This window comes from Pantoea sp. RIT413, from assembly GCF_003057675.2.
Taxonomy (GTDB): domain Bacteria; phylum Pseudomonadota; class Gammaproteobacteria; order Enterobacterales; family Enterobacteriaceae; genus Pantoea; species Pantoea eucrina.
This window is the reverse complement of the sequence record NZ_QBJB02000006.1, coordinates 116,119-135,773: the sequence shown is the minus strand read 5'-3', so window position 1 is coordinate 135,773 and position 19,655 is coordinate 116,119. Positions and strand designations below refer to the sequence as shown.

The window sequence follows — 19,655 nt, the reverse complement described above, 5'->3', positions numbered from 1 at the left end:
GTTTTCAGATCATAACTTTCAGCGTGGCAGAAAATGATCTGGCTAACCTTTAGTTATGCCTGCGGCTGTAACAGCAAAAAAAAAACGGCCCCCGCAGGAGCCGTTGATCGCAGAAGTGAAACTTACTTCTTCTTCGCTTTCGCGTTTGGCAGATCGGTGATGCTGCCCTCAAAGATTTCAGCGGCAAGGCCAACTGATTCATGCAGCGTCGGGTGCGCATGGATGGTGAGCGCGATATCTTCGGCATCACAACCCATTTCGATCGCCAGACCGATTTCACCCAGCAGCTCGCCGCCGTTGGTGCCGACTACAGCACCGCCGATAACGCGATGCGTCTCTTTGTCAAAGATCAGCTTGGTCATGCCGTCAGCGCAGTCAGAAGCGATAGCACGGCCTGAGGCCGCCCATGGGAAGGTGGAGACTTCGTAGCTGATGCCCTTCTCTTTGGCTTCTTTCTCAGTCAGACCTACCCATGCAACTTCCGGCTCGGTATAGGCGATGGATGGGATCACTTTCGGATCGAAGTAGTGCTTCAGACCAGAGATGACCTCAGCGGCAACGTGGCCTTCGTGCACGCCTTTGTGCGCCAGCATAGGCTGACCCACGATATCACCGATAGCGTAGATGTGCGGCACATTGGTACGCATCTGCTTATCGACACGGATAAAGCCGCGCTCGTCCACTTCCACGCCCGCTTTACCGGCGTCGAGGCCTTTACCGTTTGGCACGCGGCCAATGGCGACCAGCACCGCGTCATAGCGCTGCGCCTCAGCAGGCGCTTTTTTACCTTCCATCGACACATAGATACCGTCATCTTTCGCGTCAACCGCGGTGACTTTGGTTTCCAGCATCAGATTGAATTTCTTACTGATACGCTTGGTAAAGACTTTAACCACGTCTTTATCCGCTGCCGGGATCACCTGGTCAAACATCTCAACCACGTCAATCTCTGAACCCAGCGCATGGTAAACTGTCGCCATCTCCAGACCGATGATGCCGCCGCCCATGACCAGCAGACGCTTCGGCACTTCACGCAGCTCCAGCGCTGACGTAGAGTCCCAGACGCGCGGATCGTGATGCGGGATAAACGGCAGCTCGATAGGGCGTGAGCCTGCGGCGATGATTGCGTTATCGAAGTTGATGGTGGTTGCGCCACCCTCACCTTCAACCACCAGGGTGTTGGCACCGGTGAATTTACCCAGACCGTTTACGACTTTGACCTTACGGCCTTTCGCCATTCCGGCCAGACCGCCGGTCAGCTGGTTGATCACCTTCTCTTTCCAGGTGCGGATCTTGTTAATGTCTGTCTGCGGCTGACCAAACACGATGCCGTGCTCTTCCAGCGCTTTCGCTTCTTCAATCACTTTCGCGACGTGCAGCAGCGCTTTTGACGGGATACAGCCTACGTTCAGACAAACACCACCGAGGGTGTTGTAGCGCTCAACCAGAACGGTCTCCAGACCTAAGTCAGCGCAACGGAAGGCTGCAGAGTAACCTGCAGGACCTGCCCCAAGTACCACGACTTGAGTTTTAATCTCTGTACTCATCATGACCTCTTGTTAGATTGCCGGCGGTCAGAGCGACCTTTCCCAGGCTCATGCTACCCTGTCGCCACCGGGACATTTCACCGCGAGAGTTTACAGAATTGTTAATAAACTGCCAACCGCGGTAACAACTGAATGCTTACAACAAGGCCGGCATTTGCCGGCCTTGATTAACTTCACATCACCAGACGGCGAATATCAGACAGCATATTGTTGATGATGGTGATGAAACGCGCACCATCAGCACCGTCGATCACGCGGTGGTCAAACGAGAGCGAGATCGGCATCATCAGACGCGGTGCAAACTCTTTACCGTTCCAGACCGGCTCCATGGCCGATTTGGAGACGCCAAGGATCGCCACTTCCGGCGCGTTGACGATAGGCGCGAAGTGCGTCGTGCCCAGGCCGCCAAGGCTGGAGATGGTGAAACAGCCGCCCTGCATATCGCTGGCGGTCAGTTTGCCATCGCGCGCTTTCTTCGAGGTTGCCATCAGCTCACGCGAGAGTTCAGTGATGCCTTTCTTATTCACATCCTTGAACACCGGAACCACCAGACCATTTGGCGTATCAACCGCCACGCCGATGTTGATGTATTTCTTCAGCGTCAGTTTCTGACCATCTTCAGACAGCGAGCTGTTGAAACGCGGCATCTGCTCCAGGGCCGCCGCAACCGCTTTCATGATGAACACCACCGGGGTGAACTTCACATCCAGCTTGCGTTTCTCGGCTTCCGCGTTCTGCTGCTTGCGGAACGCTTCCAGATCGGTGATATCGGTTTTATCGAAGTGCGTAACGTGCGGGATCATGACCCAGTTACGGCTCAGGTTAGCACCAGAGATTTTCTGGATACGGCCCAGCTCCACTTCTTCCACTTCACCAAACTTGCTGAAGTCTACCTTCGGCCATGGCAGCATGCCTGGCAGACCGCCGCCTGCAGCAGCAGCTGGCGCAGCCTCAGCGCGTTTCACCGCCTCTTTCACGTAAGTCTGCACATCCTCTTTCAGGATGCGGCCCTTACGCCCGGTGCCTTTCACCTTCGCCAGGTTAACGCCAAACTCGCGCGCCAGACGACGGATCACCGGCGTGGCGTGCACATAGGCGTCATTCTCAGCGAACTCACTTTTCGCTTCCGCTTTAGCCGGCGCAGGTGCTGCAGCGGGTTTAGCCTCCGCTTTCGCCGGCGCGGCGGCCGCTTCCGGTTTGGCTGCCGGTGCTGGCGATGGTGCGCCGCCTTCCACTTCAAAGATCATGATCAGTGAGCCGGTACTGACTTTGTCACCGGTGGCCACTTTCAGCTCTTTTACCGTACCGGCAAACGGCGCCGGCACTTCCATAGAGGCTTTATCGCCTTCAACCACAATCAGCGACTGCTCAGCGGTGACTTTATCGCCCGCTTTCACCAGTACCTCGGTCACTTCAACTTCATCACCGCCGATATCCGGTACGTTTACCTCTTTCGCGCCTGCAGCTGCAGCCGGGGCGGAGGTCGCCTCTTCTTTCATCTGTGGTTTCGCGTCGGCAGCCGGTGCGTCGCCTTCTGCGTCAAAGATCATAATCAGTGAACCGGTGTTCACTTTATCGCCGGTAGCGATTTTGATCTCTTTCACTACGCCAGCAAACGGCGCAGGCACTTCCATTGAAGCTTTGTCGCCTTCAACGGTGATCAGCGACTGCTCAGCTTCAACCTTGTCGCCCACTTTAACCAGGATCTCTGTGACTTCGACTTCATCACCACCGATATCCGGTACGTTAACCTCTTTGCTGGCGGTTGCCGTTGCAGCAGCAGGAGCCGGCGCGGCTTCTGCTTTTTTCTCTTCGGCAGCCGGTGCAGCTTCTGCCGCACCTTCAGCGTCAAACACCATAATCAGCGAGCCGGTATTCACTTTGTCACCGACGGCGATTTTGATCTCTTTAACCACGCCCGCCTGCGGCGAAGGCACTTCCATCGAGGCTTTATCGCCTTCCACAGAGATCAGCGACTGCTCAGCTTCAACGCTGTCGCCCACCTTCACCAAAATTTCGGTGACTTCAACTTCGTCTGACCCGATATCCGGTACGTTAATTTCGATAGCCATTACTCTTTACCTCTTAAGCCAGACGCGGGTTAACTTTATCAGCGTCGATATCGAATTTAGCGATAGCGTCCGCTACCACCTGCTTCTCGATTTCGCCGCGTTTAGCCAGCTCACCCAGCGCAGCCACTACCACATATGACGCATCCACTTCGAAGTGATGACGCAGATTTTCACGGCTGTCAGAACGACCGAAGCCATCGGTACCCAGCACGCGGTAGTCGCTGGCTGGCACATAGCTGCGGACCTGTTCTGCGAACAGCTTCATGTAGTCGGTTGACGCTACGGCCGGCGCATCGTTCATCACCTGAGCGATGTAAGGCACGCGTGGCGTTTCAGTCGGATGCAGCATGTTCCAGCGTTCGCAATCCTGACCATCTCGCGCCAGCTCGGTGAACGAGGTTACGCTGTAGACATCAGAGCCGATACCGTACTCTTTCGCCAGAATCTGTGCCGCTTCGCGCACGTGGCGCAGAATAGAGCCTGAGCCCAGCAGCTGCACTTTGCCTTTCTTGCCTTCGACTTCTTCCAGCTTATAGATACCCTTACGGATACCCTCTTCCGCACCCTGCGGCATCGCCGGCATATGGTAGTTTTCGTTCAGCGTGGTGATGTAGTAATAGATGTTTTCCTGCGCTTCACCATACATACGCACCAGGCCATCCTGCATGATCACCGCCACTTCATACGCGTAGGAAGGATCGTAGGAGATGCAGTTAGGGATGGTCAGCGACTGAATATGGCTGTGGCCATCTTCATGCTGCAGACCTTCGCCGTTCAGCGTCGTACGGCCCGACGTACCGCCAACCAGGAAGCCACGCGCCTGCTGATCGCCCGCCAGCCACATCAGATCGCCAATGCGCTGGAAGCCAAACATGGAGTAGTAGATGTAGAACGGGATCATCGGCAGGTTGTTGGTGCTGTAAGAGGTCGCCGCTGCCAGCCAGGATGAACCTGCGCCCAGCTCGTTGATCCCTTCCTGCAGAATCTGGCCTTTCTCATCTTCTTTATAGTAAGCAACCTGCTCGCGGTCCTGCGGCGTATACTGCTGGCCGTTCGGGCTGTAGATACCGATCTGACGGAACAGGCCTTCCATACCAAAAGTACGTGCTTCATCCGCGAGGATTGGCACCAGACGATCTTTGATCGACTTGTTCTTCAGCATCACGTTCAGCGCGCGCACGAAAGCGATCGTGGTAGAGATCTCTTTGCTCTGCTCTTCCAGCAGAGGTTTGAACTCTTCCAGCGTCGGCATTTCCAGCTTCTCAGTGAACTCCGCCTGACGGGTTGGCAGATAGCCACCCAGCTTCTCACGCTGGCCGTGCAGGTAGTTGTACTCTTCTGAGCCTTTTTCAAAGGTGACGTAAGGCAGCTCTTCGATTTTCTCATCAGCCACTGGCACATTGAAGCGATCGCGGATGTAGCGTACGCCATCCATGTTCATCTTCTTGACCTGGTGGGCGATATTTTTGCCTTCCGCGGTATCACCCATACCATAACCTTTAATGGTATGAGCCAGAATCAGCGTTGGCTGACCTTTGGTCTCCTGCGCCTTTTTCAGGGCAGCATAGATTTTCTTCGGATCGTGGCCGCCGCGGTTCAGTGCGAAAATCTCTTCGTCGGACCAGTCTTTCACCAGCGCAGCGGTCTCCGGGTATTTACCGAAGAAGTGCTCGCGCACATAGGCGCCGTCGCGTGATTTAAAGGTCTGATAGTCGCCGTCAACGGTTTCGTTCATCAGCTGAATCAGTTTGCCGCTGGTGTCTTTCTTCAGCAGCTCATCCCAGCGTCCGCCCCAGATCACTTTGATCACGTTCCAGCCAGCACCGGCAAAAATGCCTTCCAGCTCGTTGATGATCTTACCGTTACCGGTGACCGGGCCATCCAGACGCTGCAGGTTACAGTTGATGATGAAGACCAGGTTGTCCAGCTTCTCACGGGTCGCAATGGTGATAGCACCTTTGGATTCCGGTTCATCCATCTCGCCATCGCCAAGGAAAGCGTACACCGTCTGACCAGACGTATCTTTCAGGCCGCGATGCTCCAGGTACTTCAGGAACTTCGCCTGATAGATAGCGTTCAGCGGACCCAGACCCATTGAAACAGTCGGGAACTGCCAGAAGTCCGGCATCAGTTTTGGATGCGGATAGGATGACAGGCCGTTGCCGTGCACTTCCTGACGGAAGTTATTCATCTGCTCTTCAGTCAGACGTCCTTCAAGGAACGCACGTGAGTAGATGCCTGGAGAAATGTGACCCTGGAAGTAGACCAGATCGCCGCCATCTTTTTCGCTGCGTGCGCGGAAGAAGTGGTTGAAGCACACTTCATAGATTGTGGCAGAGCTCTGGAAAGAAGAGAGGTGTCCCCCCAGCTCCAGATCTTTCTTCGACGCACGCAGAACTGAAACAATGGCGTTCCAGCGAATTGCGGAACGGATACGACGTTCGAGAGAGGTGTTGCCCGGATAGTCCGGCTCATCTTCTGTCGCAATGGTGTTGATATAGTTGCTGATCGCTGCAGCAGCACCGCCACCGCCAGCTACTTTTACACCACCTTTGCGGGCAGCGCTCAGGACCTGATCAATCAGATACTGCGCACGCTCAACACCTTCTTCACGGATGACCGATTCGATCGCCTGTAGCCAGTCACGAGTTTCGATCGGATCCACGTCATTCTGTAAACGTTCTGACATGGGGGGTATTCCTTATCTGTGTCTAATACGTTGAATTATCAGGAGCCTGTCTGCTTGTGTTGTGCTTCAGGTTCACAGCACAAGAAGACAGGCCCGTCGTTTATGTCGCACGTTCGTTGCCGTACGTTATTCCTTGCGTTGCTGTAAACGACGCAGGGAGCGTTCACGACGGCTCTGCTCCCGACTTCTGTCCAGCAAGATTTCCTCTATAAACGCCAGATGACGATGCGAGGCTTCGCGGGCCTGTTCCGGCTCGCGCGCCACAATCGCCGCAAAAATACTGGCGCGATGCTCGCTCACTTTCGCCAGCATTTCGCGGCGAGCGTAGAGCAATTCGAAATTCTGACGTACGTTTTGTTCCAGCATCGGGCTCATGGAGCGCAGCAGGTGCAGCAGCACCACATTATGCGCCGCTTCCGTGACCGCAATCTGATACTTCATGACGGCGTCCGCTTCGGCGTCGAGATCGCCGCTCTCCTGCGCCTGCTGAATCTGAAGATGGCAGTCGCGAATACGCTGCAGATCTTCATCGGTACCGCGTAGCGCTGCGTAGTAGGCAGCCACGCCTTCCAGCGCATGACGGGTTTCCAGCAGATCGAACTGAGATTCCGGATGCTGGGCCAGCAGCCCGACCAGGGGGTCGCTTAAGCTCTGCCAGAGGTTCTGCTGCACAAATGTGCCGCCACCCTGGCGACGCAGCAGTAAACCTTTGGCTTCCAGACTCTGAATCGCTTCGCGTAGCGATGGACGTGAGACATCAAACTGTTTGGCCAGTTCGCGCTCGGGGAGCAGTTTCTCACCCGGCTGAAGGGTCCCTTCCATAATCAGGGATTCCAGCTGCTGCTCTATCGCATCGGAGAGCTTGGGCTGGCGAATTTTACTATAAGCCATCTTCCCTTCTTATAAGCCAAACGTCTGGAGTAAATTGGTAATACCAATTGAAAAATGGTGCCCGTAAAGTAACAAAGTATTCACCTTGTGTCTATATGGCCACTCTCCTACTTCCAGCCCGATATAGCCCTGAACCCAGGCATCACGCCTTAAGCCGCCGTAGTAACAGGAAAAAGAAACAACTGCGCGAAGTTGTTAACAGATTTCACTTTTACCAAACCTTACACTGCGAAAGCGGTCGTTTCTCTTATACGCCATAAGCGAAAGCTATTCGTGTTTAAGCATTATTCATGGCAGAAATAGCGCAAGGGAAACCACAGAGTAAATCGCTGCTTTTTCCATCACTCCTTAGCACAAAAAGCAAAAGCAGGTGCAAAGTCGCGCGCTTATCACTATTCTGGTCGCCTGAATAGCGTCTCGCTACAGAGAGCCAGTCTGAATTCGTAAAGAAAAGATTACACGCAGTATCACAGCCTTAAGTGCGGGCACTGCAGGCGCACAATAACAATACAAAGAGGTTTGTATGGAACAACAGCATGGCGAAGCGCTGCATCGCGGCCTGAAGAATCGCCATATCCAGCTGATCGCGCTGGGCGGTGCCGTCGGCACCGGCCTGTTTCTGGGTAGCGCATCGGTTATTAAATCTGCCGGCCCGGCCGTGATTCTGGGTTATGCCATTGCCGGATTTATCGCCTTTTTAATTATGCGCCAGCTGGGCGAAATGGTGGTTGAGGAGCCGGTTGCCGGCAGCTTCAGCCATTTTGCCTACAAATACTGGGGCAATTTTGCCGGCTTCGCCTCTGGCTGGAACTACTGGGTGCTCTATGTGCTGGTTGCAATGGCCGAACTCAGCGCCGTCGGCAAATATATTCAGTTCTGGTATCCCGATTTTCCTGCCTGGGCCAGCGCCGCTATTTTCTTTGTCGTCATCAATGCCATTAACCTGACCAACGTCAAAGTGTTTGGTGAGATGGAGTTCTGGTTCGCCATTATCAAAGTCGTGGCCGTTATCGGCATGATCCTGTTTGGCGGCTGGCTGCTGTTCAGCGGCAACGCCGGTCCGCAGGCATCCGTCAGCAACCTGTGGGCTCAGGGCGGCTTTCTGCCGCACGGCATGACCGGTCTGGTTATGATGATGGCGATTATTATGTTCTCCTTTGGCGGCCTGGAGCTGGTAGGCATTACCGCTGCAGAAGCGGACAACCCGGAAGAGAGCATTCCTAAAGCCACTAATCAGGTGCTGTGGCGCATTCTGATTTTTTACATTGGCTCACTGGCAGTGCTGCTGTCGCTGCTGCCCTGGACGCGCGTCACCGCTGACACCAGTCCGTTTGTCCTGATCTTCCATGAGCTGGGTGATGCGCTGGTCGCGAATGCGCTGAACGTCGTGATCCTGACGGCGGCGCTCTCGGTCTATAACAGCTGTGTTTACTGCAACAGTCGTATGCTGTTCGGCCTGGCCCAGCAGGGCAATGCGCCAAAAGCGCTGCTCAGGGTTGATCGTCGTGGCGTACCGGTTGCCACCATTATGGTCTCAGCGGTCGCTACCGCGCTGTGCGTGTTGATTAACTATCTGATGCCGGGAGAAGCCTTTGGCATCCTGATGTCTCTGGTGGTGTCGGCCCTGGTTATCAACTGGGCGATGATTAGCCTGGCACATATGAAATTCCGCCGTAAGAAAGATCAGCAGGGTGTCACTACGCGCTTCCGCGCGGTGCTCTACCCGGCCGGTAACTGGCTCTGCCTGCTGTTTATGGCCGCCGTGCTGGTGATCATGGCGATGACGCCTGGAATGGCGATCTCGGTATGGCTGATTCCGGTCTGGCTGGTTATTCTGGCGGTGGGTTACGCCATTAAAAACAAAACGCAGAAAGCCTGATAGTCCCGCGTGCCCGGTTCATCTGACCGGGCACCTCTGCCGATCGTCCTCACACTTTTTTCCCTGCACCCGTTTTGTCCATCTACGCGACTCATTGTTGATCACCCCTGCCTGCCGTTTGCGCTGATACTTTTCGCTCCACTTGTCGCAGGAGACGACGATGAAAAGTGCTGCACTCTCATTCAGAGAAAAACTGGGATATGGCATGGGCGATGCCGGCTGTAACATGATTGGTGGCGCGATCATGCTGTTTCTGAACTACTTCTACACCGATGTTTTTGGCCTGGCACCGGCGCTGGTCGGCGTACTGCTGCTTTCAGTACGCGTGCTGGATGCGGTAACAGACCCCATCATGGGCGCGATAGCGGATCGTACCCAGAGCCGATGGGGCCGCTTCCGTCCCTGGCTGCTCTGGGTCTCAGTGCCATATGTTCTGTTCAGCGTACTGATGTTTACCACGCCGGACTGGAGCTATGAAAACAAAGTTATCTGGGCCTTTGTCACCTATTTCCTGATGTCGCTGACCTATACCGCCATCAATATTCCCTATTGTTCACTGGGCGGCGTTATCACCAGCGATCCGGGCGAGCGCGTTTCCTGTCAGTCTTATCGCTTCGTGATGGTGGGTGTCGCCACGCTGATCCTCTCACTCTCACTGCTGCCTATGGCGGAGTGGTTTGGCGGTGACAACAAGGCGCGCGGCTATCAGCTGGCGATGAGCGTGCTGGCGCTGATTGGCCTGGCGATGTTTCTGTTCTGTTTTGCTAACGTCCGCGAACGAATCCGGCCTGCGGTGCCGACGCATGACGATCTGAAGAAAGACCTGCGCGATATCTGGAAAAACGATCAGTGGGTGCGCATTCTGCTGCTGACCTTCTGCAACGTCTGTCCCGGCTTTATCCGCATGGCGGCCACCATGTATTACGTGACCTGGGTCATGGGCCAGTCGACGCATTTTGCCACGCTGTTTATCAGCCTTGGCGTGATCGGCATGATGGGTGGCAGCACGCTGGCAAAATATCTCACCGACCGCTGGTGCAAGCTGAAGGTCTTTTTCTGGACCAATATCGCCCTGGCGCTCTTCTCCTGCGGGTTTTACTGGATCGATCCACACGCTACCGTCACGGTGGTGGTGGCCTATTTCCTGCTGAATATTCTGCATCAGATCCCCTCGCCGCTGCACTGGTCGCTGATGGCCGATGTGGATGACTATGGCGAGTGGAAAACCGGCAAGCGTATTACCGGGATGAGCTTTTCCGGCAATCTCTTTTTTCTCAAGGTCGGGCTGGCGGTTGCTGGTGCCATGGTCGGCTTTTTGCTGTCGGTTTACGGCTATGACGCGGGTGCAAAACAGCAGTCCGCCAGCGCCGTCAACGGCATTATGCTGCTCTTTACCGTAATACCCGGTGTCGGCTACCTGATCACCGCAGGCGTAGTGCGCCTGATGAAAGTGGATCGCAAGCTGATGCGCACGATTCAGGATGACCTGGCGCTGCGCCGCGCTAACTTTCGCGATTTGTCCGCCCCATCCCCGGCCGCAACCACTCAACCCGGAGAGATCAAATGACCTGGCCTAACCCATTTATTACGCAGCGCGCCGATCCCTTTATTCTGCGGCACGGCGCTGGCTACTACTTTATCGCCTCAGTACCGGAATACGATCGGCTGGAGCTGCGCCACGCCAGCACGCTTGCGGGACTGCGTGAGGCACCCGCCGTTACCGTCTGGCGCAAGCCGGATCAGGGTGAATACAGTGAGCTGATCTGGGCGCCCGAGCTGCACCACATTAATGGTCAGTGGGTCATCTACTTTGCGGCAGCGCCGAGCCGGGAAATTAAAGAGGGGCTGTTTCAGCATCGCATGTATGCGCTGGTCTGCGATGATGCCGATCCGCTGACCGGCTACTGGCAGCCCTGTCGCCGGGTCGAAACGCAGTTCGATAGCTTTGCGCTGGACGCCACCCATTTCGTCCATCAGGGTAAAAACTGGTATCTCTGGGCACAAAAAGATCCCGCTATTCCCGGTAATTCCAATCTTTATCTGGCCGAGCTGCTTAACCCCTGGACGCTTAAAGGCACGCCGGTGATGCTGAGCCGGCCTGAATATGAGTGGGAGTGTGCCGGCTTCAGCGTTAACGAAGGTCCGGCGGCGATCCGTCACGGCAACCGGCTGTTTGTGACCTACTCCGCCAGCGCGACCGATGAAAACTACTGTCTGGGTATGCTGAGTATTGACGTGCAGGCCGATCCGCGCGATCGCATCGCCTGGCAGAAGTCAGCGCGGCCGGTGTTTACCACCAGCTGGGAAAATCAGCAGTACGGGCCGGGACACAACAGTTTTACGACGGATGAAGCGGGACGCGACGTGCTGGTTTATCACGCCCGCAACTACACGGAAATTGAGGGCGATCCGCTGTGGGATCCCAATCGCCATACGCGCCTGAAATATTTCAGCTGGCGCGAGGATGGCACGCCCGATTTTGGCGTGCCTCCGGCGGATCACACCAGCGTGCCGTAGATAGTCAGGAGCGCCACCACCACCACCAGCACCAGCGAAGTGCGTTTTGCCAGCGCCACCGCCACGCGTGGGGTGGCGACTTTATCCGTGTGCGGATCGCGCGCCAGCGAGAACTGCGCCAGGCTGGTCAGCACCTGATACTGAGCGCGATGGAGGTCGCTCAGAGAAGCAAACCAGGCGGGCAGCGCGCGCTCGCCGTGACCCAGCAGCGCATAAGCGACGCCCGCCAGCCGTACCGGGATCCAGTCCAGCACGTGCAGCAGCGCATCAACACCTGAGGCAGCGCGTGCCTGATCTGATGCGTGTCGTGCCAGCCAGCTCTGCCAGGCGCGCAGAAAAGCGTACCCCACCAGCAGCACCGGCCCTCCGACCACGAACCAGAACAGCGGAGCGAGATAGAAACGGAAGTTGATCCAGATAAGCGCATTCTGCAGCTCGCGCAGGAACTCACGCTCGCTGCAGTTTGCCGGCACGCCATGAATGAGCGTCAGCTCTGCAGCCATCGCCTGGTGCGCCGCCTCATCATCACGGCTGGCAGCCTGCAGATAGTTATGATAATGCTGTCGCGCAGAACCGGCGCCGATACAGAGCAGTCCGGTCACAATCCAGAACAGCAGCTGCAGCAGCCCGAACAGCAGGCCATGCAGACTCCAGACCACCAGCCACACCAGCAGCATGGCTGCTGCGGTCATCAGAAGCGTGCGCGGCAGCGAAAAGCGCTGCCGGCCACGGAACAGCGGCTCCAGCCGGTGATCCAGCTGCCAGTGTTCGCCCATTTTAAACAGGCGTTCCCATCCCAGAACAAGTAACAAACTAAACAACGTCATAATGGCTCCTGCAGTGTCAGGTATTCTCCTGAGTAGTACCCTGTTTATAGCGTGACCAGTCAAACGCCGGGCCCGGATCGGTTTTACGCCCGGGTGCAATATCGCTATGGCCGGTAATACGATCGGCGGCCAGCGGATAGTGCTGCTGCAGCAGCGCGGTGACCTGCTGCAGCATGGCGTACTGGGCGTCGGTGTAAGGCAGCGTGTCGGTGCCTTCCAGCTCAATACCAATAGAAAAGTCGTTGCAGTTTTCCCGCCCGCTGAAAGCCGAAACGCCCGCGTGCCAGGCGCGCTCGTTTAGTGAGACGTACTGTACCAGCTCACCGTCGCGGCGGATCAGGCAGTGCGCTGCCACGCGCAGCTGCGCGATATCAGCAAAATAGGGGTGTGCATCGGCAGGCAGCGAGCCGGTAAACAGACGATCGATCCACGGCCCGCCAAATTCGCCCGGCGGCAAACTGATGTTGTGGATCACCAGCAGCGACGGCGCTTCATTGTCGGGGCGTGCATTAAAGTGGGGCGAGGGCACCTTACGGGCGCTGCTGATCCAGCCCTGTTCCAGTTTCATCTCTCTCATCCTTAGCAAAATCAGGCCGAGAATATCACGATTCAGAGCAGGGTTTAGCGTCTTCGTGCGATAGCGCGCTTTCTCATCCTCCGGTCATTGCCGCTGCCGCTGCAAAAACAGGCCAGCGTCATAACGCTTCCGGTGGCCCTGTTCTGCCCGGCGTTGTGAGCCCGCCCGGTACTGCAACTGTCGTTTGCTGCAACCGCTAAAAATGGCTGCGCGGCACGCTCCGTTTTTCAGGCGATACGCTTTCATCACCCGCGGGTGCTGCTTATCGTAGCGCTGCAGAACAAAGGAGCCCTGCTATGGAAAGACAACGCGGTTTTACCCTGATTGAACTGATGATCGTCATCGGCATCGTCGCTATTCTCAGCGCAATTGGCCTGCCTGCTTATCAAAATTACCTGCAGCGCGCAGCGCTGACTGACATGCTGCAAACCATGTTGCCCTATAAAACGGCGGTGGAACTCTGCGCCATTGAGCGCGGCGGTCCGGCACAGTGTCAGGCTGGTGAACACGGCATTCCGGCGGCCAGAGGCTCGCGCTATGTCGCCTCGCTCACCGTTACCGGTGGCGTGATTGCGCTTACCGGCCAGGAGAACCTCAGCGGGCTGAGCGTGGAGATGCAGCCCGTCTGGAACACGGCTGAAGGCATGCTTAACTGGCAGCGCAGCTGTACCAGCAGCAGCAGCAGCCTGCGCGATAACTGTCTGAACCAGTTCCGGTTTGCAGATAAGGATGAGACCAATGGCTGAGCATGATCCGACACTGCTGGCGCTGTGCGCCCGCTATCAGGCGCGGCTGCTGCAGCATGATGACACCCGGCTGCGCGTAGCCGTTACCGACTCTCCCCACCCGCAGCTGCTGGAGGCGCTGCAGTTCGCCTGCCAGCGTCAGGTAGAGATTGAGTGCTGGCCGGCTGCCCGCATGGAGCAGGCGCTGCACCCGTCACTATCCGATCAGCGGCTGCCTGAGCAGCGCAGCGCAGCCTCAGCAACCGAGGCGGTAAACCAGATTTTGCATCAGGCCGTACAGCGACGCGCTTCAGATGTGCATATTGAGCCTCAGCCGCAGGGATTGCGTATCCGGCTGCGCATCGACGGCGTGCTACATAATCTGCCGCGCTTGCCGGAGGTGCAGCCGGCAGCCGTGCTGGCGCGGCTGAAGGTGCTCGCCGGGCTTGATATTGCAGAGCGGCGTCTGCCGCAGGATGGGCAGTTTACCCAGGAGATAAACGGCAGCGACGCCGCCTTTCGCCTCGCCACGCTGCCGGTCAGCCACGGCGAAAAAGCCGTTGTACGCTTGCTGCAGGGTGAAAGCAGTGCGATTGCGCTGGATAAACTCGGTATGCCGCTGGCCCAGCTGCGTCTGCTGAAACAGGCTCTGGTTAAACCGCAGGGATTGATTCTGGTGACCGGCCCGACCGGCAGCGGCAAAACCTTTACGCTCTACAGCAGCCTCAGCGCACTGAACGTGCCGGAAAAAAATATCTGCAGCGTTGAAGACCCGATAGAGATCCCGCTGACCGGCATCAATCAGACTCAGGTGCGCCCCCGCAGCGGTCTCGACTTTAATCGCGTACTGCGTGCCCTGCTGCGTCAGGATCCGGATGTGATCATGGTCGGTGAAATCCGCGACAGTGAAACGGCCAGTATTGCGGTAAAAGCGGCACAAACCGGCCACCTGGTTCTCTCCACGCTGCATACAAACTCTACCGCTGAAACGCTGACGCGCCTCAGACAGATGGAGATCCCGGGCTATCTGCTGGGGCCAGCGCTGCAGCTGGTGATTGCACAGCGTCTGGTTCGTCGTCTCTGCCTGCACTGTCGCCAGCCAGCACAGGCTATCGCTCATCTGCCTGCCACGCTCTGGCCCGGCACCCTGCAGACCTGGCGAGCGCCGGGCTGTGACCACTGTTTTTCCGGCTACTATGGGCGCCTTGCGCTGTTTGAAATCCTGCCGGTTAACAGCAGGCTGCAGAACGCCATCTCTTCAGATATGCCGCTGGAACATGTGCTGACGCTCGCCAGCGAGCAGGGAATGAAAACCCTGCTCAGCGCCGGTCTTGAAGCGGTAAGCCGCGGGGAGACATCGTTTGAAGAGATGCAGCGCGTGGTAGGGCTGGATAATGGCTAAACTCTATCACTACCGCTGGCAGGCGCTGGACACCATGGGCGAGCTGCAGGCAGGAGAGTCGCTGCTGCGCGATCGGGCCGCGCTGCTGAATCAGCTCGCCGATCGCGGCATGCTGATCGTGAGCTGGCAACGCGGCCGCTGCTGGCGCAGACGCGACTGGAAATGGCAGCAAAAAATTGAGCTGATGCATCAGCTGGCTACGCTGCTAAAAGCAGGGTTACCGCTGGCTGAAAGCCTGATGCTGCTGGCGCAGGGGCATCCGCATGCCGGCTGGCGCGTAGTGCTCGCGGGTCTGCAGCAGCAGGTGCTGGCCGGAGAGGCATTTTCGCAGGCGCTGCGCACGTGGCCCGATCTCTTTCCGCCCCTCTTTTCTGCGCTGATGCAGGTCGGTGAGACCACCGGACAGCTCGACAGCTGCTGCCTGCGGCTGGCGCAGCAGCAGACAAAGCAGCGCCTGCTACGCCAGAAGGTTGGCAAAGCGCTGCGCTATCCGCTCTTTATCCTGCTGGTGGCGCTGGCGGTCAGTGCCGGTATGCTGTTATTTGTGCTGCCGGAGTTTACTGCCGTCTATGCCAGCTTTGATGCACCGCTGCCCGCCTTTACCGCAGGCGTTGTCGCGCTGTCAGAAGGCATGCAGCAGACCGCACTGCCGCTGCTGCTGATCGCTGCCGGCTGCGCCATCGCAGCGTGCCAGATTGTACGCCGCTCCGCGCGCTGGCAGCGGCGCCTGCAGCATTTTATCCTGCGCCTGCCGCTGATCGCCCCGCTCTGGCGCGGTGCGCAGCTCAGCCAGATTTATGCCATCTTGCAGCTGACGCAGCAGGCAGGGCTTACGCTGCTGCACAGCCTGCAAACAGTGGAGATGACGCTGACGGCGCGCCTGTGGCGCGAAACGATTATACAGCTGCAGGCGCATATCGCTGCCGGCGCCCCGCTGCACCAGGCACTGCAGCAGCATACGCTGTTTACGCCGCTCTGTGCCCAGCTGACAGGAGCCGGGGAAGAGGCTGGCGCGCTTGATATCATGCTGTCCCGGCTGGCAGAGTGGCATGAAACGGAAACCTCAAACCGGGCGGAGGCACTGGCTGCTGCGCTTGAACCGGCGATGATGCTGGTGATCGGTGCGATCGTGGGCACGCTGGTTATCGCCATGTATCTGCCGGTATTTGGTCTGGGAGAGGTAATACGTTAGCGGGCGCCTGCTGCGCCCGTCCGGAAGGTTTATCGGTTGAAAACGCGATTCTCCTGCTCTGCCACGCGGATAAACGTTGTACGCTTGGTCAGCTCTTTCAGACGTTCGGCGCCAACGTAGGTACAGGCTGAACGCAGGCCGCCCAGAATATCTTTGACGGTCTCTGCAACCGGCCCGCGCAACGGCAGCCGTACGGTCTTGCCCTCCGCCGCACGGTATTGCGCTACGCCGCCCACGTGGCGTTTCATCGCCGATTCAGAGCTCATGCCATAAAACAGCATAAACTGCTCGCCCTGCTCTTCCACAAGCGTGCCTTCACACTCATCGTGCGCCGCCAGCATACCACCCAGCATGACGAAATCCGCGCCGCCGCCAAACGCTTTGGCAATATCGCCCGGCACGGAACAGCCGCCGTCGCTGACAATCTGTCCGCCCAGACCGTGCGCGGCATCGGCGCACTCAATCACCGCCGACAGCTGCGGATAACCGACGCCGGTTTTGATGCGCGTTGTGCAGACCGATCCCGGGCCGATACCTACTTTGACAATATCCGCACCTGACAGGATCAGCTCTTCCACCATCTCTCCCGTCACGACGTTACCGGCGCAGATGGTCTTATCCGGAAAGCGTTCACGCGCACGCTGCAGAAACGCAACAAAGTGCTCTGAATAGCCGTTCGCCACGTCGATACAGATAAACTGAAGCTGCGGCGAGAGAGCAAGAATCGCATTCAGTTTAGTGAAATCCGCTTCTGAGGTCCCGGTTGATACCATCACGTAATTCAGCACGGAAGCGGGCACGCGCTGGATAAACGCCTGCCATGCATCAATACTATAGTGTTTATGAACTGCAGTAAGCACCTCAAAACCAGCCAGCGCTTCTGCCATGGTGAACGTGCCAACGGTATCCATATTTGCCGCGATAACCGGCACGCCGCGCCACTCCAGAGCGGAGTGCTTAAAGGTAAAGGTGCGTGCCAGTTCAACATCAGAACGGCTTTTGAGCGTTGAGCGTTTCGGGCGGATTAACACATCTTTAAAGCCCAGTTTGATATCTTCTTCAATACGCATAGCAGAGGGTCCTGGTTAGTGAAAACGAACCGCAGTTCGGGTAGCGCTCACGGCTCCAGTGTCGTTATCATACGCGCCATAACGGCGGTAGCAAGGGTGCGAATTTCACTTTACTTACGCTACAATCCGGTAAATTTAGCCGATCGCTAAGTATGTGATCGCCTTCTCACTTTTGTGACACTGCCGCCCTCTGATGCGCTGCATACCGGGAGAAAAATATGCTGTTTACCGTTGCGCTTACCGGCGGCATTGGTAGTGGTAAAAGCACCGTCGCTAACGCCTTTGCCGCTCTGGGCGTGGAGATCATTGATGCTGATGTCATCGCCCGCGAGGTGGTAGAGCCGGGCACGCCAGCGCTACAGGCGATTGTAAAACGCCATGGCGAATCCATTCTGACGGCAGAAGGCACGCTCTATCGCGCTCGTCTGCGGGAGATTATTTTCCAGCAGCCGCAGGAGAAAAACTGGCTTAATCAGCTGCTGCATCCGCTGATTAATGCCCGTACTCAACAGCTCAGGGCGCAGGCGTCATCCTCTTATGTTCTATGGGTGGTTCCCCTGCTGATTGAAAACAACCTGCAGCGCCAGGCCGATCGCGTGCTGGTGGTCGATGTAGATGAAGCGGTTCAGCTGCAGCGTACGCGTCAGCGCGACGGCGTGTCGCTGAGCCAGGCACAACGTATTCTTGCTGCGCAGGTGAGCCGCGAACAGCGCCTCGCCTGCGCCGATGATATTATTGATAATAGCGGCACACCCGAACAGGTGCTGCCGCGGGTTGCTGAACTTCACCAGCGTTATTTGCGCCTGGCAGCAACCGGACGGGATTAAGATAATGAGTACAGTTGTTCTGTTTGAGCATCCGCTGAATGAGAAGATGCGCACCTGGCTGCGCGTCGAGTTTTTACTCAATCAGCTGCATGAAACGGTACCGGTGAATCATTCCGTTGCCGCACTGGGCGTGTTTCGCATTCTTGCCGACCTGCTGGATATTTTTGAGCGCGGCGATATGCGGACCGAACTGCTTAAAGAGCTGGAGCGTCAGCAGCAGAAACTGCGCGCCTGGCTGGATGTGCCCGGTGTTGATGAGCAGACGGTAAGCCAGCTCAGCAACCGCCTTAAACAGCTCTCCGCTGAGCTGCTGAGCGCACCGCGTATGGGCCAGCATCTGCGTGACGATCGGCTGATATCGCTGGTACGTCAGCGTCTCAGCATTCCCGGCGGCTGCTGCAGTTTTGATTTACCTGGCCTGCACATCTGGCTGCACCAGGAGCAGACGCTGCGCGATACGCAGGTAGCTGGCTGGCTGGCATCGCTTGAGCCGCTGCGTAACAGCCTGATGATGATCCTCGATCTTATCCGCCAGTCTGGCGTATTTCGTCATCAGACCAGCCTGAATGGATTTTATCAGGACAATGCTGAAGGAGCAGACCTGCTGCGGCTGCGGCTGACGCTGGAAGATGCGCTCTATCCGCAGATTTCAGGTCATAAAAGCCGTTACGCTATTCGTTTTTTGCCGCTGGATAGCGAACAGGGCGCGGTGCCTGCCCGCCTGAATTTTGAACTGGCCTGCTGTTAGAGGATATTATGCCGGAAGAGATGATTACCGTACCCTGCCCGAACTGCGGCAGAGATGTGATGTGGGATGAACTGAGCCCGTGGCGTCCGTTCTGCAGCAAACGCTGTCAGCTGATTGATCTTGGCGAATGGGCCGCAGAGGAAAAACGCATTCCCAGCAGTGGCGACCAGACCGACAGCGATGAGTGGAGTGAAGAGCAGCAATAAAATAGCAGGGGCATCGCGCCCCTGTTTCAGAGTTCGTCCGCCACCAGACGGGCAATCAGCGCATGGTTTGCAGCCGGAAACTCCTCTGCAATAAGATCGCGCTGCGCTACCCAGCGCTGCGGCTGCCCCTCGCGTCCCCATGGCTCACCCTGCCACGCTTCCACCAGAAAGAAATGCAGCGTGACGCGCAGGTCATCATAGGCGTGGTCAGCCTGGCCGATTGCGGTCGCACGGGTCACCTCAATACCGGTTTCCTCCATAAGCTCACGCTTCAGCGCCTGCTCCGCACTTTCATTCTGTTCAATTTTTCCGCCGGGGAACTCCCATTTGTTTGCCATATAAGAGCTGGCTGCGCGCTGCGCAAGGAAAATCTGGCGGCTGGCATTACGGATAATGCCGACTGCGACCTGCAGGTGCTTCATAGAGTTGATCCCGCTTTATTATCAAAGTGCGCAAAGTGTAAAACAGCGCGGCGCGGATGTTAAT

At 57.0% G+C, this 19,655-nt stretch carries 17 protein-coding genes; 9 read left to right on the top strand and 8 right to left on the bottom strand.

All coding sequences use genetic code 11. The annotated features are described in order from the left end of the window. Positions 1 to 122: 122 nt before the first annotated feature. The 4 genes from lpdA to pdhR all read right to left on the bottom strand — a co-directional run bounded on the left by lpdA (position 123) and on the right by pdhR (position 7,199). Complete coding sequence (gene lpdA / locus DBY66_RS10360; protein ID WP_039385712.1) at positions 123 to 1,547, bottom strand: dihydrolipoyl dehydrogenase; 1,425 nt, start codon at positions 1,545 to 1,547, stop codon at positions 123 to 125. 173 nt (positions 1,548 to 1,720) lie between these two features. Then, positions 1,721 to 3,619: a pyruvate dehydrogenase complex dihydrolipoyllysine-residue acetyltransferase gene (aceF, locus tag DBY66_RS10355; protein ID WP_071669067.1), complete on the bottom strand. Its 1,899-nt coding sequence runs from the start codon at positions 3,617 to 3,619 to the stop codon at positions 1,721 to 1,723. 13 nt (positions 3,620 to 3,632) lie between these two features. Continuing rightward, on the bottom strand, positions 3,633 to 6,308 hold the full coding sequence (aceE, locus tag DBY66_RS10350; RefSeq protein ID WP_039382627.1) for a pyruvate dehydrogenase (acetyl-transferring), homodimeric type: 2,676 nt from the start codon (positions 6,306 to 6,308) through the stop codon (positions 3,633 to 3,635). A 126-nt stretch (positions 6,309 to 6,434) separates the two neighbouring features. Then, positions 6,435 to 7,199 (bottom strand): pyruvate dehydrogenase complex transcriptional repressor PdhR, encoded by a 765-nt coding sequence (gene pdhR / locus DBY66_RS10345; RefSeq protein ID WP_039382625.1) that lies wholly within the window; start codon positions 7,197 to 7,199, stop codon positions 6,435 to 6,437. A 523-nt stretch (positions 7,200 to 7,722) separates the two neighbouring features. Between pdhR and aroP the strand changes: the two genes are divergently transcribed. The 3 genes from aroP to DBY66_RS10330 all read left to right on the top strand — a co-directional run bounded on the left by aroP (position 7,723) and on the right by DBY66_RS10330 (position 11,595). Beyond that, positions 7,723 to 9,078, top strand: coding sequence for an aromatic amino acid transporter AroP (gene aroP / locus DBY66_RS10340; protein WP_039382624.1), 1,356 nt, complete (start codon positions 7,723 to 7,725; stop codon positions 9,076 to 9,078). 160 nt (positions 9,079 to 9,238) lie between these two features. After that, the gene (locus DBY66_RS10335) at positions 9,239 to 10,645 is read left to right on the top strand and encodes an MFS transporter (RefSeq protein ID WP_039382621.1); all 1,407 of its coding nucleotides are present in this window, start codon (positions 9,239 to 9,241) and stop codon (positions 10,643 to 10,645) included. Continuing rightward, the gene (locus tag DBY66_RS10330) at positions 10,642 to 11,595 is read left to right on the top strand and encodes a family 43 glycosylhydrolase (protein WP_039382619.1); all 954 of its coding nucleotides are present in this window, start codon (positions 10,642 to 10,644) and stop codon (positions 11,593 to 11,595) included. Before DBY66_RS10335 ends, DBY66_RS10330 begins: the two co-directional genes overlap by 4 nt. Here the strand turns inward: DBY66_RS10330 and ampE are convergent. Together ampE and ampD are read right to left on the bottom strand one after the other, a co-directional pair. Beyond that, positions 11,577 to 12,422, bottom strand: coding sequence for a beta-lactamase regulator AmpE (ampE, locus tag DBY66_RS10325; RefSeq protein WP_039382616.1), 846 nt, complete (start codon positions 12,420 to 12,422; stop codon positions 11,577 to 11,579). The two genes, DBY66_RS10330 and ampE, sit on opposite strands and share 19 nt — an antisense overlap. 16 nt (positions 12,423 to 12,438) lie before the next feature. Beyond that, entirely contained in the window at positions 12,439 to 12,990 is a 552-nt protein-coding gene (gene ampD, locus DBY66_RS10320; RefSeq protein ID WP_039382614.1) for a 1,6-anhydro-N-acetylmuramyl-L-alanine amidase AmpD, read from the bottom strand. Positions 12,991 to 13,295: 305 nt separating this feature from the next. Between ampD and ppdD the strand changes: the two genes are divergently transcribed. The 3 genes from ppdD to hofC are packed head-to-tail and all read left to right on the top strand — an operon-like array spanning position 13,296 to position 16,318. Further along, positions 13,296 to 13,745, top strand: a complete 450-nt coding sequence (ppdD, locus tag DBY66_RS10315; RefSeq protein ID WP_039382612.1) for a prepilin peptidase-dependent pilin — start codon at positions 13,296 to 13,298, stop codon at positions 13,743 to 13,745. Next, on the top strand, positions 13,738 to 15,126 hold the full coding sequence (gene gspE, locus DBY66_RS10310; protein WP_108569995.1) for a type II secretion system protein GspE: 1,389 nt from the start codon (positions 13,738 to 13,740) through the stop codon (positions 15,124 to 15,126). Before ppdD ends, gspE begins: the two co-directional genes overlap by 8 nt. Continuing rightward, on the top strand, positions 15,119 to 16,318 hold the full coding sequence (gene hofC, locus DBY66_RS10305; RefSeq protein ID WP_104085534.1) for a protein transport protein HofC: 1,200 nt from the start codon (positions 15,119 to 15,121) through the stop codon (positions 16,316 to 16,318). Before gspE ends, hofC begins: the two co-directional genes overlap by 8 nt. A 29-nt stretch (positions 16,319 to 16,347) precedes the next feature. Here the strand turns inward: hofC and DBY66_RS10300 are convergent, their stop codons facing one another. Continuing rightward, the gene (locus tag DBY66_RS10300) at positions 16,348 to 17,388 is read right to left on the bottom strand and encodes a GMP reductase (protein ID WP_104085535.1); all 1,041 of its coding nucleotides are present in this window, start codon (positions 17,386 to 17,388) and stop codon (positions 16,348 to 16,350) included. 218 nt (positions 17,389 to 17,606) lie between these two features. Between DBY66_RS10300 and coaE the strand changes: the two genes are divergently transcribed. The 3 genes from coaE to yacG are packed head-to-tail and all read left to right on the top strand — an operon-like array spanning position 17,607 to position 19,169. After that, complete coding sequence (gene coaE / locus DBY66_RS10295; RefSeq protein ID WP_039382604.1) at positions 17,607 to 18,215, top strand: dephospho-CoA kinase; 609 nt, start codon at positions 17,607 to 17,609, stop codon at positions 18,213 to 18,215. A 4-nt stretch (positions 18,216 to 18,219) separates the two neighbouring features. Continuing rightward, positions 18,220 to 18,963, top strand: coding sequence for a cell division protein ZapD (gene zapD, locus DBY66_RS10290; RefSeq protein ID WP_039382603.1), 744 nt, complete (start codon positions 18,220 to 18,222; stop codon positions 18,961 to 18,963). An 8-nt stretch (positions 18,964 to 18,971) separates the two neighbouring features. Beyond that, on the top strand, positions 18,972 to 19,169 hold the full coding sequence (yacG, locus tag DBY66_RS10285; protein WP_039382601.1) for a DNA gyrase inhibitor YacG: 198 nt from the start codon (positions 18,972 to 18,974) through the stop codon (positions 19,167 to 19,169). 26 nt (positions 19,170 to 19,195) lie between these two features. Here yacG and mutT read toward each other — a convergent pair whose 3' ends face one another. Next, on the bottom strand, positions 19,196 to 19,591 hold the full coding sequence (gene mutT, locus DBY66_RS10280; protein ID WP_039382599.1) for an 8-oxo-dGTP diphosphatase MutT: 396 nt from the start codon (positions 19,589 to 19,591) through the stop codon (positions 19,196 to 19,198). Positions 19,592 to 19,655 lie beyond the last annotated feature (64 nt).